Origin of the sequence: Curtobacterium sp. MCSS17_016 (genome assembly GCF_003234255.2) — a bacterium.
GTDB classification, from domain to species: domain Bacteria; phylum Actinomycetota; class Actinomycetes; order Actinomycetales; family Microbacteriaceae; genus Curtobacterium; species Curtobacterium flaccumfaciens.
The window spans coordinates 3319117-3338220 of the sequence record NZ_CP126254.1 but is presented as its reverse complement, the minus strand read 5'-3'; the positions used below and the strand labels follow the sequence as shown (position 1 = coordinate 3338220).

The following is a 19104-nucleotide window of genomic DNA, read 5'->3' as shown; positions in this document are numbered from 1 at the left end:
TCACGCGCCGGCCAGTGCGCCGATGTCGGAGCCGGGGTCCGCTGATGCGAGGTCTGCGATGAGCGTCAGGAGCTGCTCCAGCATCCCGGCTGCCGTGTCGTCGTCCACCGCGCTGCGACGGTGCTCGATGCCGACCAGGTGCGTGGCCCCGTCCAGTTCGACCGTGAACTCGAGATCGGTCTTCGCCTCGATGCTGACGGGGCCGAAGAGCCGTGCGGACACCCCACCCAGGTCGACTGACGTCAGACCGGCTCGACGTACCGCGACGATCGCGTGCAGGAGGTCGACGCGCTCGCCGGGGTGCTCGGCCTGGATCGCGGTCTGGATCACGTCCAGCGGAGTACTCGCGTGGTCGAGCGCGTCGAGGACCTCGGCCCCTGCCGTCGTCAGCAGGTGCCTCACCGTGTGGTCGTCGGACACCCGGATCCGCACGGGGAGCGTCGACACCCACATGCCGATGCTCTCGGCGTCCGATGGCCCACGACGGAGGTCGACGGGCATGCCGACGACCAGGTCCTCGGCGAGCGTGTACCGCTGCAGGACGACTGCGGCCGCGCTCGCGAACAGTGCGTACTCGGTGATACCGAGCGCTGCGCACCTGGTGCGGACGGCATCCGAGGTCTCCGGCGCCAGCGTCGTGCTCGTGGTCCCGAGGCTGCTGTCCGACCGCTCCCACGCGAGGTCGAGGTCCACCGGAGCGGGGAGCGAGGCGAACCGTGCCCGCCAGTGTTCGAGATCGGTCGTGTCCGGATCGGACGGGCGCGCCGTCACAGTGCGGCGCACCCCTCGATCTGCATCCGCACTCACCGCTGCGAGGAAGACGTCGAGGCTCGTACCGTCGAAGACACTGTGGTGGACGTCGACGACCACGAGGTCGCTACCGCAGGCGGACACGACCTCGACACGGACGAGCGGGCCGCGAGCGAGGTCGAACGGCACGGCGGCACGGCGGAGGTGATCGTGGATCGACTCGGTGGTCCACGCAGACGGCTCGGTGACCGTGCGACGGGAGACGTCGACCGCGGTGGCACCGTTCGCCGGGAGCGTCTCCTGACGCAGCCACTCCGTGGCACGGTCTGTTCGTCGCTCGAGTGTGAACCTGGTCCGCAGCATCGGCTGGTGACGGATCAGGGCGTTGACCCGCCTGCGGAGCGCCGCGAGGTCGACCTGGCCGTCGACGAGGAGCGCGAACGGCACGTTGTGGGCGCGTGAGTCCGGGTCCCGCAGGTGGGCAGCGACGGCGCCCCTGGCCGTCGCCCACGGCTTCGAGTCCACTGCGGTCGACGTGGTCGCGCCGTCGTCGGTGGGCGTCCGGACGGTCGACGCACGGGCGTCGAGCAGCTCCGACAGCAGGCGCGGGGTCGGGGCCGCGAGCACGTCGCGCAGTCGCACGTCGGCGCCCCCGCTCCGCAGCAGGTGCACGAGTCGCATGGCGGTGAGCGAGTCGCCGCCGAGCGAGAAGAAGTCACTGTCAGGACCGACCGCGACTGCGCCGGTCGCAACGGAGTACAGGCGCTCGATCCCCGCACCGTCGGTACCGTCGGCACCGTCGGGGCTCGCCGGCACCGCGTCGCGTTCCGCCGCCGTGGCGAGCAGCCTCGACCGATCGGTCTTCCCGGACGACGTCCGTGGCAGGTCCGTGAGGAGGTGGATGCGTGCGGGTACCGCGTGGGGTGGCAGGGCTGCGACGAGTCGCCCCCGCAGCGTCGACTCCGCCACGTCCGTGGCGACGACGAAGCCGACGAGCTCGGAGCGACCGGTGGCCCCAGTCCGCACGAGGACTGCCGCCTGCGTCACCTCCCTGCCGGTGAGCAGGGCTGCGGCGACCTCGTCCGTCTCGACACGGTGGCCGTGGATCTTCACCTGGTCGTCGACGCGGCCGAGGTACTCCAGGGTGCCGTCGAGGTTGCGCCGGACGACGTCGCCGGTCCGGTAGGCCGTCCCGTCGCCGGCGGGCGAGGGGACGAAGGACGCAGCGGTCCGGGCGGCATCACCCACGTACCCGAGCGCGACTCCGTCACCGGTGATCCAGAGTTCCCCGGGCAGGAGGCAACCGACGACACGGCCGCTCGACACGACGTGCGCGCCCGTCCGGGGGATCGGCCGTCCGATCGGGATCGTCACGAAGTCGCGCTCGACGACGTGACTGGTCGCGAGTGTGGTGGCCTCGGTCGGCCCGTACCCGTCGATGAGCACCGTCGTGTCGTTCGCGGCGAAGAACGCGCGGACGTGCCGTTCGGAGAGCTTCTCGCCGCCGACGACCACCGCGTCGATCCCGTCCCAGAGGTGTGGGTCGGCGTCGGCGTGGAGGTTGAACAACGAGGTCGTCAGCCACATCCACGAGATCCGCTCGCGACGCACCGCCGCCCGCAGCGCCACCGCATCGACGAGCGTTTCCTTGTCGGCGACGACGAGGGTCGCACCCGTGAGCAGTGCTCCCCAGATCTCGAGGGTCGACACGTCGAAGGTGAGGGCCACGGTCTGGAGCACCGTCTGGTCCCCGTGCAGCCGGCTGTAGGCCGGGTCCATGACGAGGCGGGTGACACCGCGGTGGGGCACGCTCACGGCTTTGGGCAGCCCGGTCGTCCCGGAGGTGTGGATGATGTAGGCGGGCGCATCGACGGACGGTCCCGGTTCGCGGGCGAGCGGTTCGCGGCCCTCCTCGTCGGTTCCTTCGCTGACACCGGCGTCGAGCCGGATGGTGACGAGGTCGATGCCCAGCGTCCTGACGTGGGCGGCACCGGTGTGCGAGGCGGTCACGGGGTCGGTGACGAGGACGTGGAGGCCACTGCCGCGCACGACGTGCTCGAGGCGGTCGAGCGGAGCGTCGAGGTCCACGGGGACGTAGGCGGCACCGAGGCGCAGGACGCCGAGCATCGCGACGATCGGCTCGATCCCGCGCCGAGCCGCGACGCCGACGACGTCCCCGGCTGACGCTCCGGCTCGGCGGAGGGCCTCGGCGCAACGATGCGCGGCGGCATCGAGTTCGCAGTAGCTCAGCGTCCTGTCGCCGTGCCGCAGGGCGCACCGGTCGGCGTGCCGCGACGCGACCTGGTCGAACACCTCCTCGATGCGCGGATGTGGGCTGGGAGACAGGACGAACGTGTCCCGGGCGAGGACGTCCTCGTCGCCGGGCGTGGTGACCGGGAGGAGTCGCGCCGGTGAGGACCCCGCGGCCGTCATGGCGTCGAGCACCGCGACCATCCGCCGCAGGAGCGACGCGACGTCGGACGACCCCATGACCATGCCGTCGTGGAGGCCGGTGAGGCGCAGCCCGTCCGACGACCGTGAAGCGACGAGGGTCAGGTCGAAACCCGTCTGCTCCGTGCTCCCGGGGCGCAGGACGACGCCCGCCTCCCCGCTGCGACGGCGTGAGGCCGAGTGGTTCTCGAAGAGGTAGAGCGTCTGCAGCTGGCCGGCTGGCTGGTCGGCCGCCCGCATCGCGTCCTCGAGTCGCAACGTCGCGTGCTCGGTCGACGCGATCGACTGCGCGTGGGTCCGGCGCACGAGGTCGTGCACGCTCTCGTCCGTGATGCCCCGGGCACGCGCCGGGATGGTCGCGAACAACGGACCGATTGCCCCGGGCGTGCCGGCGATCGGCAGGTCCCGGCGTGTCACGACCTTTGCGTAGGCCACGTCGTCGACGCCCGAGAATTGGCGGAGGAGGACACCCCAGGCCGCCTCGACGACGCTCGAGACCGTGACCCCCGTTGCTCGGGCGAGTGCTTCCGCTGCGCCGCCCACCGCGGGCGGCACCGCGACGCTGACGGAACCGATCGGAGCGCCGTCCGGGGTGCGTGAGCGGAAGAGCGCGAGCGAACGATCGGGTTCGAGGCCGGTGAGCAGGTCGCGGAAGTACGAGGACGCGGCTTCGGTGCCGGTCCTGGCCGCGTGGGCGAGTGCCCGCAACCGGGACGTGTGGGCGAGGACGTCCTCGCGCACGGCTGCGTTCGTCGCGTCCGCGTCGGGCGCCACCACCCCGGCGGCGATCCTGTCGTGCTCGGCCACGAGTTCGGCGACGAGAGCGTCCTGCGCTGGTCCGTCGAGGATCACGTGGTGGTACGTGAGCACGAGGGCCGTGCCGTCGACTCCCGTGATCCAGGTCAGTCTGGCGAGTGGAGCGGTCCCCAGGTCGAACAGGCTCGACCGGTCCGCCGCGATGACGTCGTCGGCGAGCCCGGGGCGCGCGATGTCGTGCGAAGCGAACGACGTCGTGGGGGCGCTGTGGATGACCTGCTCGTACCCGTCCGTGGTGGCCCTGATGCTGGTCCGCAGGGCAGCTCGACGCCGGGTGACCTCGCGGAGCGCGTCGGCGAGGTGCCCACCGTCGATCCGTCCGTCGGCCACGTCGTACACCTGCTGGACGATGGAGTGCGTGGAGGACGGGTCCTGCGCCGCGACGGCCAGCAGGCCCTCCTGGACCGGGACGAGCGGAGCGACCGCGTCGACACCGGATTTCCCGTGTGGACGCCACGCGCTCGGTTGCCAGCCGTCGTCGGCCCACGCGACGTCTGCCGACTCGATCGTGCGGAGGCGGGTGGCGAGGACGCGGAGCGTGTGGCCCTCGAGCACGTCGCGGACCGGGAGCGAACGTCCGCGGGCACGCAGCATGCCGGCCGCGACCGTCGCGCCGAGCGAATCGACGCCGAGGTCGTAGGCCGTCGATGCCGGGCCGACACCGCCAGTCGGTCGACCGTGCCCTGCCGCGAGTAGCACCTCGGCGAGGAGGGCTTCGTCCGCATCCAGCGTCCCGTCCGTCCCCGCAGCGTCAATCGGAGCCGTGACGGCCGCAGCCGCGGCGACGGCGGCGCGGTCCAGCTTCCCGTTGGGAGTGGTTGGGAGCGCGGGGACCGCGACGATCGTCGTCGGGATCATCGGGGCGGGCAGCGAGTCGGCGAGCACAGCGGGGAGACCGGACGTCCCTGCTCCCGGGTCCTCGAGGACGACGGCGGCGACGAGCGTGTCGTGCGGTCCGTCGTGGACGACGGCGGACCCGGCGTCGACGACGCCCGCGCACGCGGCGAGCCGAGCATCGACCTCCCCGAGCTCGACACGGAGCCCACGGATCTTCACCTGGTCGTCGCGTCGGCCGCGGTAGTCGAGCGTGCCGTCCGGGAAGACGCATCCGAGGTCGCCGGTGCGGTACATCCGGTGCCCGGTGGTCGGCTCCTCGCTGAACGCCTGGCTGACCGCGCGCCCGAGGTACCCGAGCCCGACGCCGGGACCCGCGACGCAGATCTCGCCGACTTCCCCGGGGGGGACGGCAGTGAGCGAACCGGGGACGAGGACGTGGACCCGGTAGTTCCGCAACGGGCGTCCGAGCCGCACCCGTTCCAGGCCCGTGCGGACGTCCTCCTCGAAGACCCGCCCGCCGCTGAGGAACACGGAAGCCTCGGTCGGGCCGTACATGTTGAAGAGCTGCATCGGGCTGCCTTCAGCGCTGGCACGTTCGAGCAGGTCACGGGCCGTCCGTGCGGGCAGGGCCTCACCGACCGAGAGCCACCGTCGAACCCCGGCGAGCGCTCCCAGTGGTGCGCCCGACGTGAGCAGGGCCGCCGTGAGGGACGGGACCATCGTGACCATCTGCACGTGGTGCTGGGCGACGAGGTCGAGGACCGCGGGCAGGTCGCGTCCGTCGGGAGCCACGACGATGGTCTTGCCGAAGGCGAGCGGCAGGAGCAGTTCCGGCACCGACGCGTCGAACGAGAACCGTGTGCGCATGAGGACGGCACCGACGTCGTCGAGTCGGCAGCGTTCGACGAGCGCGTGCAGGAGGTTCCCGACCCCGCCGTGTGTGAGCGCCACGCCCTTGGGGTCCCCGGTCGTGCCGGACGTGTACATGACGTAGATCGGTTCGTCGTCCGCGACCGGAGCGGGACGGAGGGGCGCGGTGCCGTCGGCGGTGGCGATGTCGAGGTCGCCGATGTGGACGGACCCGTCCACCGATCCGAGGTGGGTGGCTGAGTCGACCACGGTCAGGACCGGATCCGCGTCGGCGAGGATGTGCGCCCGGCGCGCTGCCGGCTCCTCCGGGTCGATCGGCACGTAGGCGGCTCCGGCGGCGAGGACGCCGACCACCGCGGCGACCTGCGCGCAGCCGGGCGGGAGCACGAGCGCGACGCGGTCACCGGCGCCGACGCCGCGTTCGACGAGCGACGTCCGGACCGCCTCGGCGCGTGCAGCCAGCCGCGCGTACGTCAGGCGGGAGTCGCCGTCCACGACGGCGACGGTCTCTGGTCGTTCGTCGGCGTGCTCCGCGATCGCCGGGGCGACTCGCAGGGCGGTGGTGTCGAGTCCGGGGGACGCACTCGCATCCGTCGCCCTCACGCCGCTGCACCGTTCGTCCGCGCGGGCTCGTCCCACGGCTCCTCGGCGTGCCGTGGCCACAGCATCCACAGCGCGAGTGCCGTCGCGAGCACGGAGAGCACGACGAAGACGACCGGGACGACGTCGCCCTGTCCTGCCCCGGGGACGACCTGCCAGGCGACGACGCCAGCGACGAGGAACAGGATGTGCGAGACGATCGCCGGCAGCAGCGATCGCGTACGCAGGTGGACGGTCCCGACGGCGACACCGAAGACGAGACCGACGGCAGCCAGGACCCAGCTGGGCTGGACCAGCGCGAAGAGCACGGCCGGGACGAGGACGACCGGTGCGGTACCGAATCCAGCGGCTCGGAGCCGGTGCATCAACTCTCCGCGGAAGAAGACCTCGACCGCGATCGGGTGGAGCAGGACAGCGAGGATGATGAGCGCCGTGGGGATGTCGGATCCCGCGAGGAAGTCCTGCTCACCGGTCTCGGTGATGACGAGCCAACCCGCGTCGAGCCCGGTCCACCTGACGAGCGCGAGGGCACCGACCTGGACGGCGAGCACGAGGAGGATCAGTCCGCCGAACCCTGCCCGTCCGTTCCTGGGCGGAGGCGCGCCGGTGCCGCGCAGGTCGTCCAGGTGGATGAGCACGATGACGGCGTCGACGAGGATCCAGCCGAGCAGCGCGTCGGCCGGCATGACCTGGAGGATGTCGGCGGCCACCCCCGCGCCGGTGATGCCGCCTGTCGTGTCCAGTTCCTCGACGGCCCTGGTCACCGCCCCGGCGACGATCCCGGTCACGACGACGGAGACGAGGTAGACGGCGACCTCGAGCGCGCTCACGGCGAGCGCGACGACCTTGCCGTTCATGATGTGCCCCTTCGTCGGCAGCTCGGCCTCGTCACGCATGCTCAACGCACGCGCTCCGTGCGGACCGAGAACGTGATGACGATGAGCAGGACCGCGAGTCCGAGCAGACCGAGCACCGGCACCGCGTACGCCCCCGCGTCCGCCCCGCGCAGGGCGTGCTCCGCAGCATCGAGGAACCACCACACCGGCGAGAACTGACCGATCTGCTGGAGCAGCTCCGGGACGACGTCGCGGGGCCACAGGGCACCACCGAGCATCAGCATCGGCAGGTCGATCACCGAGCTCACGGTGGCCGCGACGAGCTGGTTCTTCGCGAGGCGGTGGATCAGGAAGCTCTTCGCCACGATGAACAGGGTGAAGCTCAGTGCGGCGAGCACCACGCCACCCGTCTGGGCCAGCGTGGTTCCGTAGCTCACCGGCGCCATGATCGGCAGGACGACCATGACGAGCGCCAGCTGGGCGACCGCGATCACCAGCATGCTGAGGAAGTACTGCCCGAAGTAGCTCGGTTTGGTGAGCGGAGTCAACTGTGCACGGTCGAACACGCCCCTGAGCCGGTCGGCGAGGAGCAGGAGGCCGACCGACGACATCATCAGTGTGATGCCGAACGACAGGTACCCCAGGGTGACGATGGTGCGCGACGCTTCCTCCGTGGAACCGCCGTCGAAGTTGAGGTAGTCCGCCGTGAACTTCTCGTCGACGTAGTCCCCGAACGCCTCGAAGAACGCGTCCTGGTCGCCGTCGGCGGCGACGCCGAGGGCGTTGACGCTGGCGAAGTGGGAGGAGAACTCGACCTTCAGCGAGTCGGTCTGGTTGTTGTCCCCGCGGTCGACGACCTCGAGCACGGGACTGTTCCCGTCGATGACGTCCTGCGTGTACCCGGCGGGGAAGTCGATCGCGATGTCGTACCGAGCGTCGTCGAGGTCGGCGGTCACGGTCGCCGGGTCCTCGATCACGACGATCTTGCCGTCGGCCCCGAACGAATCGACGAACTGCTGCGTGACCCGGGTGTCGTCGGAGTCGTGCACCCCGATGACCCACTGCGCCTGCTGGATGCTGAGGCCGACGACGAACACGTTGATGACGACGGGGATCAGGATGAGGTACACCCAGCTCGACGGCTTGCGGAGCAGCCGCCGCAGGTTGTTCGTGAAGATGGTCATGCTTTCGCCCTCCTGGAAGACGCGATGGTGCAGACGGCGATGAGGACCGCGGTGATGACCCACAGCACGCCGAGGTTCGACCAGACCTCGTCGATGCGGTCGTCGAAGATCGCTGCGAAGAGCGCGTCTCGTGCGTAGAGGTTCGGCGAGATCCGCTCGAGCCCGCCGAAGCCGGTGGCGATGAAGCCGCCGGCGAGGAGCGTGAACCCGATCACCACGACCTGGATGAGCACGGTGGTCCGCTGCATGTCCCGAGTGAGGACCATGAAGACCATGCCGAGCGCGATCGACAGCACTGCGAAGGTGTAGACCACGAGCAGGACGAGCCCGAGGTTCGGCCCCCAGTCCATCTTCAGGAGCAACCAGGTCGCCAGCATGTAGAGCGCGGCCATCGCCAGGACGAACACCGAGTAGGCGCTGAGCTTGCCGAGGATCATCTGCCACTGCTTCTGCGGCGCGAGCATGCTGCGGGACTGCATCGTGCCCAGGTACTCGTCGGAGATGCCAAAGGAGCCGAACTCCGTCGCGAAGAGCAGGAGGAAGAGCAGCATGCCGACGGAGTAGTAGATGAGCGACGTCATCGCACGGTCCTGCTCGACGCTCGTTCCCTCGATCGCGGGCGTCGAGAAGCTCGCCGGGTCGATCTGCGTGCCGATCTGCTGCGCCGCCCAGGTCGCGTTGGCGCCGCTGTTGTACGCATCGACGACGGACGAGACGACGATGTAGTTGATGCCCGAGTACTGCTGGGAGTAGACCTCGAGCGTCGCCTGCTCGTCGTCGCTGTCGAGTGCCTCGGCGAACTCGGTCGTCGCGTAGACGAAGGCGCCGAAGTCGTCGTCCTGGACCTTCGCTCGTCCGTCGTCGAAGTCACCGACCTCGTGGAACTCGACGAGGGCGCCGAGGTCCTCGTTCTCGGTCAGCTGGTCGAAGTACGCCTCCACCGCTGGTGTTGCGTCCTCCAGTGAGTAGGCGATGTCGACCTTCTCGAAGTCGCTCGTCTGGAAGGCGGACCCGAAGGCGAACGACAGGATGACGGTCGCGAGGACGAACTGGCCGAGACGCAGGACGTTCACACGCTTCTCGACCCACGCCTTGCGCAGGGCGAACGTGAAGTGGGTGATCAAGTTGTTCATACGGCGATCAGTCCCTCAGCTTCTTCCCGGTGAGGTTCAGGAAGACGTTCTCCAACGTCGGCCGGTCCTCGCGGACGCTGGTGAGGTCGAGCCCGGAGGCGAGCACGCGCTGCGCGTAGGCGGTGAAGCTCACGTCGGCGGGTCGGTGCAGCTGGATCGTGTCGCCGCGGGTGACGTAGCGACCCTCGGTGAGCAGTCCGTCCGCCAGGAGCACCTGTTCCCCGGCACCTGCGGTGGCGACGTCGCCGAAGTCGAGGACGACGGACGGCTCCGGCGCGTTCTCGGCGATGACGGCATCGAGGGGCCCGTCGGCGACGACCGTTCCCTCGTCGATGATGATGACGCTGTCGCAGAGGGTCTGGATCTCCTCCATGTAGTGCGACGTGTAGACGATGCTCGAACCGAGTTCAGCGAGGCGCCGAGCCGACTCCAGGATGTGGTTGCGCGACTGCGGGTCGACGCCCACGGTGGGCTCGTCCATGAAGAGGACCTTCGGCTTGTGCACGATGCCGCAGGAGATGTTGAGTCGTCGCTGCATGCCGCCCGAGTAGCTCTTCGCCGCGTCCTTGCGTCGGTCCCAGAGCTGGGTGAACTCGAGCGACTCCTGCACGGCGGCCTTCAGCGCTGCTCCGCGCAGACCGTAGAGCCGACCCCAGTAGGTGACGTTGGCCAGCCCCGACAGCTCGGGGAAGAACGCCATGTCCTGCGGGACGTAGCCGATCCTGCTCTTGAGTTCCGCGGGCAGTCCGACTGCCGGACGTCCGAAGACCGTCACGGATCCGGAGGTCGGTCTGAGCAGCCCGAGCATCATGTTGATCGTGGTCGTCTTCCCGGCACCGTTCGGACCGAGGAGTCCGACGGTCTGCCCCTCCGGGATCACGAAGCTCGCGCCCCGGACGACCTCGTGCTTCCCGAACGTCTTGCGGAGGTCCTTCGCCTCGATGGTCATCACAGCGCCTTTCGTGCAGAGGTGGACGCACGCGTGGGCATGGAGGACACCACGGCGTGCACGGTTTCGCGGACGATGTCGTCCTGGTCGAACGGGAAGAAGTGACCGCCGCCGACGGTGCGGTGGGTGACCGGCCGCTCGGCGAGCTCCTGCCACCGGTCGAGCAGGGCATGGTCGATGCTGCGGTCGTCGCCTCCGTTGAGCACCGTGAGGGCGCTCGCGATGCGCACCCCCGGGTCCGTCCACTCGTAGGTCTCGGAGACACGGAAGTCAGCTCGGAGGATGGGGAGGAACAGCTCGCGGAGCTCGGGGGACGAGCGGAGGACCGAGGCTGTCCCGCCACCGTAGGAGTCGACGGCGTCGATGAATCGTTCGTCGTCGAACCGGTGGTACTCGGTCTTCGTCACCGGGACGTGCGGCGGCGTCCGCCCGGAGAGCACCATGTGTGCCGGGAGCTCGAGCGTCCGCTCCCGCTCGCGCCGACGGCGGAGCGCGTGGTACGCCTCGTAGGCCACCAGCGTCCCCATCGAGTGGGCCCAGATCACGTACGCCCGATCCGGCTCGTCGGCGAGGCGCGCCGCGATGGCGCCGGCGACGTCCTCGCCGTGCTCGCGTGCGCTGGACACGGTCGGCTCGGCCATGCGTGCACCACGCCCGGCGAGCTCGATCGGCACGACCTCGACGAGGTCCTGGAGCGGGCGCTTCCACTTCAGGAAGACCGACGCCGATCCGCCCGCGTAGGGGATGCAGAAGAGGAACGGGAGGCTCACTGGTCTTCTCCGATCTGATCGAGGCGCAACTCGGGCATCGCCCACGCCCGTGTGCGCTGGAACGGGTGCGGGGAGAGCGGGGCGAAGCGTCGCTGGACGGGGGCGAACAGGTGTCCGAACCGCACGTGCTCGCCACGGCAGAACCGTTCTGCGGCTTCGTGCGTGCCCAGGTCGCCGGTGGGAGAGGTCCTGGTGGTCATCGTGGAGCGACCATGACCAGACCAGAGGCGCCACCCTGCCCCGGATCGCGACCCGTCGTGGTCCGCCGTCTCGAGCGCGGTGACGAGCCCGTCGACGAGCGCGGCAACGTCGTCGGCGACGACCACGACCCGGTGCTCGACCTGCGCCGGACGCCGCACAGCGCTCGAGTAGCAGAGCTCCGCGACTCGTCGGGGGTCGGCATCACGGACGATCTCGAGGTCGGCGGCGAGCTTCGTCCTGAGCCCCTCCACGCTCGATCCCGTCACGACCATGAGCAGGGTCGCGTCGGCCGACTCGGCGGTCGACGGCACCGCGGCCGTTGGGGCCGGGCCGACAACCAGGGTGAGGTAGAACCCGCCGTAGGCGTTCGAGTAGAGCAACCCTCGGCGTTCGCCGCTCTCCGGTGGCGGCCAGTCCTGCGGTTGCGCGGGGACGTAGAACGGCGAGTCGACCAGGTCGACGAGTTCCGTCGGGCTGTCGAAGTACAGGGTGGGCGGGATGACCTCGTCGCCGAGGGCCTGGACCATCAGTTGGAGCTGTGCGACACCGATGGCCGACTGCATGTACCCCATCGCAGGAGAGGCGGTGGTGATCGCGGCGAACTGCCGACGATCGGTGAGTGATGCGATCCCCTTCGCGATCCCGTCGGTCTCGAGTGCTTCCTCGATCGGCTGGGCGAAGCCCTCGGCGAAGACGAGTCCCAGGTCGTGCACGTCCGTCCTCGATGCCTTCAGCGCGTCACGCACAGCGGCCGCGGCGGAGTCCGGCGACGTCTGGTCGAAACCGCCGTTTGCGCCGGCGTTGCTCTCCGACCAGCCGTGGACCACTCCGTGGATGCGGTCGCCGTCGGCAGTCGCACGCTCCAGCGTCTTGAGCGCGACGAACCCCAGGTACTCGCCGCCGAACCCACCGACGTTGTCGCGTCCGTAGAGCTTCGGTACGGCGTCCTCCGTCGCCGTGGCGAAGACACCCGGCTGGTTGAACGTCGTGATGGGCGTCATGTCCAGGTACAGGCCGCCGGTGATCGCAGCGTCGATCGAGCCCTCGTGCAGCTGGTTGCAGGCGTTGACGATCGCGATCGTCGACGAGGCACACGCGCCGTCGATCACCTGGGACGGACCGCGGAAGTCGAAGGCGCGGGAGATCCGTGTCGCGATCCCCGAGGTCCAGTTCCCGAACAGCAGCTCCTCGGGGTCGCCCCCCTGACGCAGCGCCATGTTGATGTAGGAGAAGATCTGGTCACGGACGAAGTTGTTCCCGACGAAGACACCGGTCGTGTGCGCGGCGTCGCCTTCCGCGCCGAGACCGGCGTCCTCCACGGCACGGAACGCTGCCATGAGTGCGAGGCGAGCGTGTGGGGACAGGTTCCTGGCCTCGTCGGCGGAGTACCCGAAGAGGTCGTGGTCGAACGTGTCGATGTCGTCCAGGAAGTTGCCCTTGGCCATCTGCTCGGGTGCTCCGACCAGGGGAGCCGGCAGGGCGGAACGGATGAGGTCGCCACGCTGCTGCGATGCACGCCCGATGAACGACTCGCCCGCGCGGTACCGGCGCCACACGGCGCGGTAGTCGTCCGTGTCCCGGGCGATCGCACCCATCCCGACGATGGCGATCGGGGTCTTCTGCGACAACTGCTTGAGGAGGCGCACCGCGGCGCCGCGCTCGATGGTGCCGGCCTCGAGTTCGCGCAGGACGAGCGCACTGATGTCATGACGCATGGCGGGGCCGGTTCCTCTCGGTGATCTCGAGTCGGTCGGTGTCCAGGCCGAGGGATCGGCGGAGTGGCAAGAGCGTCTCGTCCTCGAGCGCGGCGATGCTCGCGACGATCTCGGCGGGGGAGTGTCCCTTCGACCGACCGTTCTCGATCCAGGTCGACACCGCGTCGCCGATGAGTGCGGAGACCTGCTCCGTGTCCGCACGGACGACACTCGTCGGCAGGTCGGTCCGGCGCAGGACCGTCCGCAGTGAGCGCGCCAGTTCGGTGACGCGAGCATGGTCGTCGGCCGTCCGGGGTGTCCTCCGCGTGCTCGCGAGCTCTCCGAGTGTGCGCTCGACGAGGTATCGAGGGTTGTAGAAGGGGTGCCGGTTGAGGTGGTCACGCACCCGGAGTCGGTCGGTGGCCGAGTCCCACGAGCCGACGGGGACGTCTCGTCCTGGGGCTCGCCGCAGGAGGCGTGCCTCCGCGTCCCCCGGGCCGACGTCCACGACCGCGTCGACGTCGGTCGCGGCCCCGAGCAGTTCCTCCGGCTCTCCGTACGCGGTCAGGATCGGCGATCCGGCACGGCGCTCCTCGATGCGCCGGCGGATCTCCCCCGCGGGCACCCCTTCTGTGCCGAGCCAGTGCAGCGCCTCCGGGAGGGACACCAGGTCCGCGGCGACGGCAGCTGCGACGGTACCGACGCCTCGTCCGGAGTACCGGGAGACCTCGACCTCGTACTCGCTCCGGAACACCCGGGCTGCGCCGACCCCGATCGTGAGGACGGCCGCAGCGCGCTGCAGCCCGGAGGGAGGGGCCGCTGACGCTGCCGGGTACCACAGGAGATCCGCCAGGGGCATGGGCATCACGGCGTCGTGCGCCTCGACGCTCTCCGCGAAGGGCGGGGAGTGCTCGTGCAGTTCGACGCCCATCTCGACCCGGTACGCATCGACACCGCCGAAGACGAGTGCGACGGACGGCACCGTCCGGTCCCCCGGATCGGAAGAGCCGCTCGTGGCGTGCGCGGCCACCGTCACAGCTCCTTCGCGAGAAACTCGCGCAACGACGCGGCGTCGATGTCGCCGCGTTCCAGCGCGTCGACCATGTCGTCGTAGTCCGGGGCTTCGGGGGCAGGCGTCGGGGTGCGCGTCGTCGGTTGCGGGTCAGCGGGGGCCGAGAGCGCAGAGGCGGGTGCCTGAGCAGCGCCACCGAGCTCGATGATCCGGCCGGACAGCTCTGCGGGCGAGTTGTAGCTGAAGATGTCGGAGATGTTCAACAGGTCGTCGAACTGTGCGTTGAGCGCACGCATGAGCTCGGTCGCGGCGATCGAGTTCCCGCCCATCGCGGTGAAGGAATCGTTGACGTGGATCTCCTCGATCGAGAGCACCGATGCGAACGTGTACGCGACGGCTCGCTCGACGTCGTCGAGATGCTCGTCCGCCTTGCCCATGATCGAGATCGAGCTGACGTCGATCTCCGATCGTCCGCCGAGCTCGGGAGCACCGGGGGCGACGGCGACGTCGCCCGACGGTGACGCAGACGAGAGCCTGGCGACGTGTCGGCGTACGGACCGTCGGAGCGGATCGGAGAAGTCGAACGCGAAGTAGTCTTCACCGACCCGCGCGAGCATCGCGATGTTGGGCCGCGACGGGATCGTGCCGGTGACGTCTCGAGTGAGGAGTTCGATGAAGGCGGTCACACCCGACCCGGTCGTGAGGTGCTCGAAGAAGGTCTCGTTCGCGCCGAGCCCGGCATCGACCGCCATGCCTCGCTCCGACCACCCCGGCCAGTTGATCGAGGACGCGTTGTAGCCGTCGCGACGGAGCTGCTGCGTGTACCCGTCGAGGAACGCGTTGGCCGCCGCGTAGTCGGACTGGCCGGCACCGCCGATGACGGCGGTCATCGACGAGTACGACACGATGAAGTCGGGCCGGGCGTCACCCGTCCACGCGACGAGGTTGCGCAGGCCGCTGACCTTGGGAGCGAGCACCCGTTGGAACTCCGCGGTCGACTTGGTGAAGAGGTAGCCGTCCCCCGCGACACCGGCAGCGTGCACGATGCCGAGCAGTGGCCCGAACTCGGCGCGGAGCGGATCGAGTGCGCCGGCGACCGCGTCGGCGCCGCTCACGTCCATCTCGACGATCCGTACGATGTGTCCGCCCGCGACGAGCTCGAGCAGGCTCGTGAGGATCTGGCCCGTCCTCGACGACGGATCCGCGTCCCGGACGCTCGCCCACTCGTCCCGCGGTGGGAGGTGGTTGCGCCGGCTCGACAGCGCGAACGCGATCGGCTGATCGGACTGGTGGCTGAGGATCAAGGCGGTCGCCGAGCCGAGCGAACCGAGCCCGCCCGTGACGAGGTAGAACCCCTCGGTGTGCGGCTTGATCGTGACCGGACGAGTAGGGGCGTCCTCGAGGGGGATCTCGACGAGCCGCGCGGTGTAGCGGTCCCCTCCGCGCAAGGCCGTGAGCGGGCCGACCGACCCGCTGAGCGCTTCGGCCACAACTGTCTCAACCGGTGTGGCGTCGTCGACGTCGAGGACGCCGAAGCCGATGTTCGGCACCTCGTGCCGCACAGACTGGACGACAGCGGCCTTCGCCGTGTGCACAGCGTCGACGTAGCGCTCAGTGCCGGTGACGGAGTGGGCGTTGTCGACGACGACGACGAGGTCGAGCCCGGTCTTGGCGCTGGCGAACAGTGCCTGCAGGAACGTGACGTGCCCGTCGAGGCCTTCGGTCACGCCGCGGTCGAGGTCTGCTTCGGACACGCGTCCCCGCGCCGGGGCGTACGAAGAGAAGTCGAGCACGTCCGAGACGCCAGCGAGGTCGACGTCGCGGAGCGCCGCGCCGACGGTCTCCTGCGTGAGCGGAGCGTCGGCGCCGAGCACGGACAGGTCGAGAGCGGCGATGGTCCGCCCGGGGGCCTGGGTGGCCAGTTCGGTCAGCACCGCCTCCGGGGCCCCGATGGCGAGGATGGCTCCCGTACGCTGCGCAGCGGGCCCGGACCGTGGCGTCTCGGTCCACGAGAGTCGACTGAGGGACCCCGACACGAAGTCGTTCAGCTCCGTGACCCGCTTCATCGCGAACTGCTCGATCTCGGCGATGACCTCGCCCGTCTCCGTGAAGAGCACGGTGCGGAAGCTCATCAGTTCTTCGCTCTTGCTCGGCAGGCGCTCGCTCTTGACGTAGTACGAGTCCGGGACGGAACGGTAGACTGTCATGTTGCGGTACGTCATCGGGAGGAACACGCGTGGCCGCAGCCACGTGACGAAGGGAACCATCGACACCGTGCAGTCGATGAGTCCTGGGTGCAGGACGTAGGCCTTGTGGTCCGCGGTCCCGCGGTACGCAGCGGGGAGCTCGGCGAATCCGTAGGCGACGTCGGGGTCGTCCGCGGAGCGCCAGAGTGTGACGAGGTTCTTCCATCGTGGTCCGAACTCCACGTTCCGGAAGACCGGCGGGTAGGCCGTGAGGTCCGGGTCGCCGTCGAGGTCCTTGCCCGCGCGCACCGGTACCGGCGGCTGTTCGGCGTGGGAGCGTCCGAGGCCTGTGACGTTGGACGTCCAGTCCTGGTCGGACCCTGCCGGGCGGGAAGCGATCCGGATACGCACGGCGCCGGCCCGGTCCTGCTGCAGGACGACCTGCACCGCCATCGGGACGGTCTCCTGGGCGAGCACCGGCGCGAGGAACAGGACCTCGTCGAGCTGCAGGGCGTCGGTCCCGAAGTGGTCCGACAGTGCTTCCGCTGCCAGTTCGAGGAGCACCGTGCCCGCGACGAAGTACTGACCGAGGATCTTGTGGTCCGTGATCGCCCACTGCGAGTGGTCCAGCGTCGTCTCGTACACGGTGACCTCTTCGGTGCTGACCAGACGCCGGTGCAGCAACGGCATGGAGACGGGGTCGCCGGTCGCCGTGCGCTCCGGCTCGATCCGCGTGACGCGGGACTGGCCCCAGTGCACGTTCCGGTCGAAGGGGTAGGTCGGCAGCGGGACGCGTCGAGAACCGGGCGCGAAGAGCGACGCGAAGTCGACGTCGGCGCCACGGATGTAGTCACGCGCGATCTCGGCCAGCCCCGTGGCGGTCTCCACCCGAGCGCGGTCGGCAACGCGTCCGACGACGTCGGTGCTGAGCGTGTTCCACTCGGACGTCCTGATGTCGCCCTGTTCGAGCGTCGACGTGCGTTCGGAGACCACCCGGTGACGACCGATGACGATGCCCTTCGCCGGGTTCGCTCGGTTGCCGGACTCCCGGAGGAGCGCGAACTTCGTCGCGAGCTCGGTGACACTCGTCGCGACGATGGCAAGGCGGTACTCGAAGTGGTCCCGACCCGTCGACGCAGTGAAGCAGAGGTCGCGCAGCGACACCACCGGCGCCGAGTCGAAGTACTCCTCGTACCGCGCGAGGTAGTTCTCGAAGGCCGTCTCGGTCTTCGCCGACACCGTGAACAGCCGCGGACGCACCGGCTCGATCTCGACCGGTGCGCCGGCGGGTCCCTGGTACTCGCGCAGGAGGACGTGCGCGTTGGTTCCGGAGAACCCGAAGGCCGACGCGCCGGCGTACCTCGGGGTGTCCCGCTTGGGCCACGGCGTGTTCCGGTCGACGACGTACACGGGGGAGTCGACGAAGTCGATCTGGCCGTTCGGCTCCTCGAAGTTCCTGGTGGCCGGGATCAGCTCCTCCCGCATGGAGAGCAGCAACTTGATGATGCTCATGACGCCGGCAGCGCCGGCCGTGTGACCGATGTTCGTCTTGAGGGAGCCGATCCCACAGAACTGCCGGCGGTCGGTGACCCGCTTGAACGCGTTGGAGATGCCGAGGATCTCGATCGGGTCCCCGAGGGTCGTTCCCGTGCCGTGCGCCTCGATGTAGTCGATGTGCTCCGGGTTGATGCCCGCCCGTTCCCACACATCGGCCAACAGGAGCGACTGCGCGCGGGGGTTCGGTGCGGTCAGGCCGTTCGACGCCCCGTCGCTGTTGGTGGCGGTCGCGGCGATGACGCCGTAGACGTGGTCGCCGTCGCGCTCGGCGTCGGAGAGCTTCTTGAGGATGATCGCAGCAGCCCCCTCACCGAAGACGGTGCCGTCGGCCTTGGCGTCGAACGTGGAGATCGTGAAGTGCTTGGACACCACGTTGCCGGGGGCGGGCGTGCGCTGGCGGATGGACGCCAGGTCGACCTCGTCGTGGTCGAGGCCGCCGGCCGTCAAGCAGACCCCGCCGGCGATCGCCATCGTGCACTCGTCGTTCCGCAGCGCCTGCGCGGCCATGTGGATCGCCACGAGGCTGGAGGAGCACGCCGTGTCGATGACGTACGCGGGACCCCTGAGGTCGTACTCGTAGTTGATCCGGCTCGAGAGGATCCCCTCCCAGATCCCGCCGACGTTGTCGGTCTCGATGACCCGTCGGTAGATGTTGGAACTCGTCCCGTCGCGACCGGCGAACACCCCGGTCCGTGAGCCGCGGACCGTCCGCTCGCTGTAGCCGGCGTCCTCCAAAGCCCGCCATGCCTGCTGCAGGAACACGCGGTGCTGGGGGTCCATCGTGTCGGCGTCCTCGGGGCTGATGCCGAAGAACTTCTCGTCGAACCCCGTCGTGCTGGGCAGGTACGGCCCGACGAAGCGCTCCAGGTCTTCGTCCTTGTCCTCGTGGGGACGGCGTTCGAAGAGCTCGGCGTAGTGCGGGTTGGCCCAGACACGGTCCTCCACGAGCCGCTCGGCCGGTTTGGAGACGAAGCAGTTGCGGTTGTTGACGATGTTGTCCCAGAACTGGTCCAGGTCCTCCGCCATCGTGACGGTCCCCGCCATGCCGATGATCGCGATCTCCTCGAGCGGGGCGCTCGGTGTCGGGCCGGTTCGTGCGCCGGCATCGAGCGCCTCGAGCGCTTCCAGGGCTTCTTGCTTGGTGAGGTTCCCGCTCGAGAGGTTCTCGAGGATGACGCGCTTGACACCGCTCATCGGACTGGCCTTTCCCGCCCCGGCAGGCCGGGGATGTCGTTGTGTCCGCCGCAGCGGGAGTCGA

9 protein-coding genes are annotated in these 19104 nt (G+C 69.6%); all 9 read right to left on the bottom strand.

The annotated features are described in order from the left end of the window. From DEJ19_RS15670 to DEJ19_RS15630, 9 genes are read right to left on the bottom strand one after another with little or no spacing between them, the layout of a single operon-like run. Window positions 1-6327, bottom strand: coding sequence for a non-ribosomal peptide synthetase (locus tag DEJ19_RS15670; protein WP_146250690.1), 6327 nt, complete (start codon window positions 6325-6327; stop codon window positions 1-3). Next, the gene (locus DEJ19_RS15665) at window positions 6324-7220 is read right to left on the bottom strand and encodes a CPBP family intramembrane glutamic endopeptidase (RefSeq protein WP_111233673.1); all 897 of its coding nucleotides are present in this window, start codon (window positions 7218-7220) and stop codon (window positions 6324-6326) included. Before DEJ19_RS15665 ends, DEJ19_RS15670 begins: the two co-directional genes overlap by 4 nt. A gap of 2 nt (window positions 7221-7222) precedes the next feature. Next, complete coding sequence (locus DEJ19_RS15660; protein WP_111233674.1) at window positions 7223-8344, bottom strand: ABC transporter permease; 1122 nt, start codon at window positions 8342-8344, stop codon at window positions 7223-7225. Then, window positions 8341-9477 (bottom strand): ABC transporter permease, encoded by a 1137-nt coding sequence (locus DEJ19_RS15655; protein ID WP_111032393.1) that lies wholly within the window; start codon window positions 9475-9477, stop codon window positions 8341-8343. Before DEJ19_RS15655 ends, DEJ19_RS15660 begins: the two co-directional genes overlap by 4 nt. 7 nt (window positions 9478-9484) lie before the next feature. Beyond that, entirely contained in the window at window positions 9485-10426 is a 942-nt protein-coding gene (locus DEJ19_RS15650; RefSeq protein ID WP_111032394.1) for an ABC transporter ATP-binding protein, read from the bottom strand. Continuing rightward, on the bottom strand, window positions 10426-11196 hold the full coding sequence (locus tag DEJ19_RS15645; protein ID WP_181441573.1) for a thioesterase II family protein: 771 nt from the start codon (window positions 11194-11196) through the stop codon (window positions 10426-10428). The genes DEJ19_RS15650 and DEJ19_RS15645 overlap by 1 nt, the downstream gene beginning before the upstream one ends. Next, window positions 11193-13112, bottom strand: a complete 1920-nt coding sequence (locus tag DEJ19_RS15640; protein ID WP_181441574.1) for a beta-ketoacyl [acyl carrier protein] synthase domain-containing protein — start codon at window positions 13110-13112, stop codon at window positions 11193-11195. Before DEJ19_RS15640 ends, DEJ19_RS15645 begins: the two co-directional genes overlap by 4 nt. After that, a complete protein-coding gene (locus DEJ19_RS15635; protein WP_181441575.1) occupies window positions 13102-14121 on the bottom strand; it encodes a hypothetical protein in 1020 nt (339 codons plus the stop codon). Before DEJ19_RS15635 ends, DEJ19_RS15640 begins: the two co-directional genes overlap by 11 nt. A 2-nt stretch (window positions 14122-14123) precedes the next feature. Beyond that, the gene (locus DEJ19_RS15630) at window positions 14124-19040 is read right to left on the bottom strand and encodes an SDR family NAD(P)-dependent oxidoreductase (RefSeq protein ID WP_111233677.1); all 4917 of its coding nucleotides are present in this window, start codon (window positions 19038-19040) and stop codon (window positions 14124-14126) included. Window positions 19041-19104: the final 64 nt, after the last annotated feature.

Bases quoted from the DNA above. Each gene is read 5' to 3' on its own strand.
- DEJ19_RS15660 (WP_111233674.1), bottom strand. From the start codon at position 8,344: ATGACCATCTTCACGAACAACCTGCGGCGGCTGCTCCGCAAGCCGTCG.
- DEJ19_RS15665 (WP_111233673.1), bottom strand. From the start codon at position 7,220: ATGCGTGACGAGGCCGAGCTGCCGACGAAGGGGCACATCATGAACGGC.
- DEJ19_RS15655 (WP_111032393.1), bottom strand. From the start codon at position 9,477: ATGAACAACTTGATCACCCACTTCACGTTCGCCCTGCGCAAGGCGTGG.
- DEJ19_RS15650 (WP_111032394.1), bottom strand. From the start codon at position 10,426: ATGACCATCGAGGCGAAGGACCTCCGCAAGACGTTCGGGAAGCACGAG.
- DEJ19_RS15630 (WP_111233677.1), bottom strand. From the start codon at position 19,040: ATGAGCGGTGTCAAGCGCGTCATCCTCGAGAACCTCTCGAGCGGGAAC.
- DEJ19_RS15640 (WP_181441574.1), bottom strand. From the start codon at position 13,112: ATGCGTCATGACATCAGTGCGCTCGTCCTGCGCGAACTCGAGGCCGGC.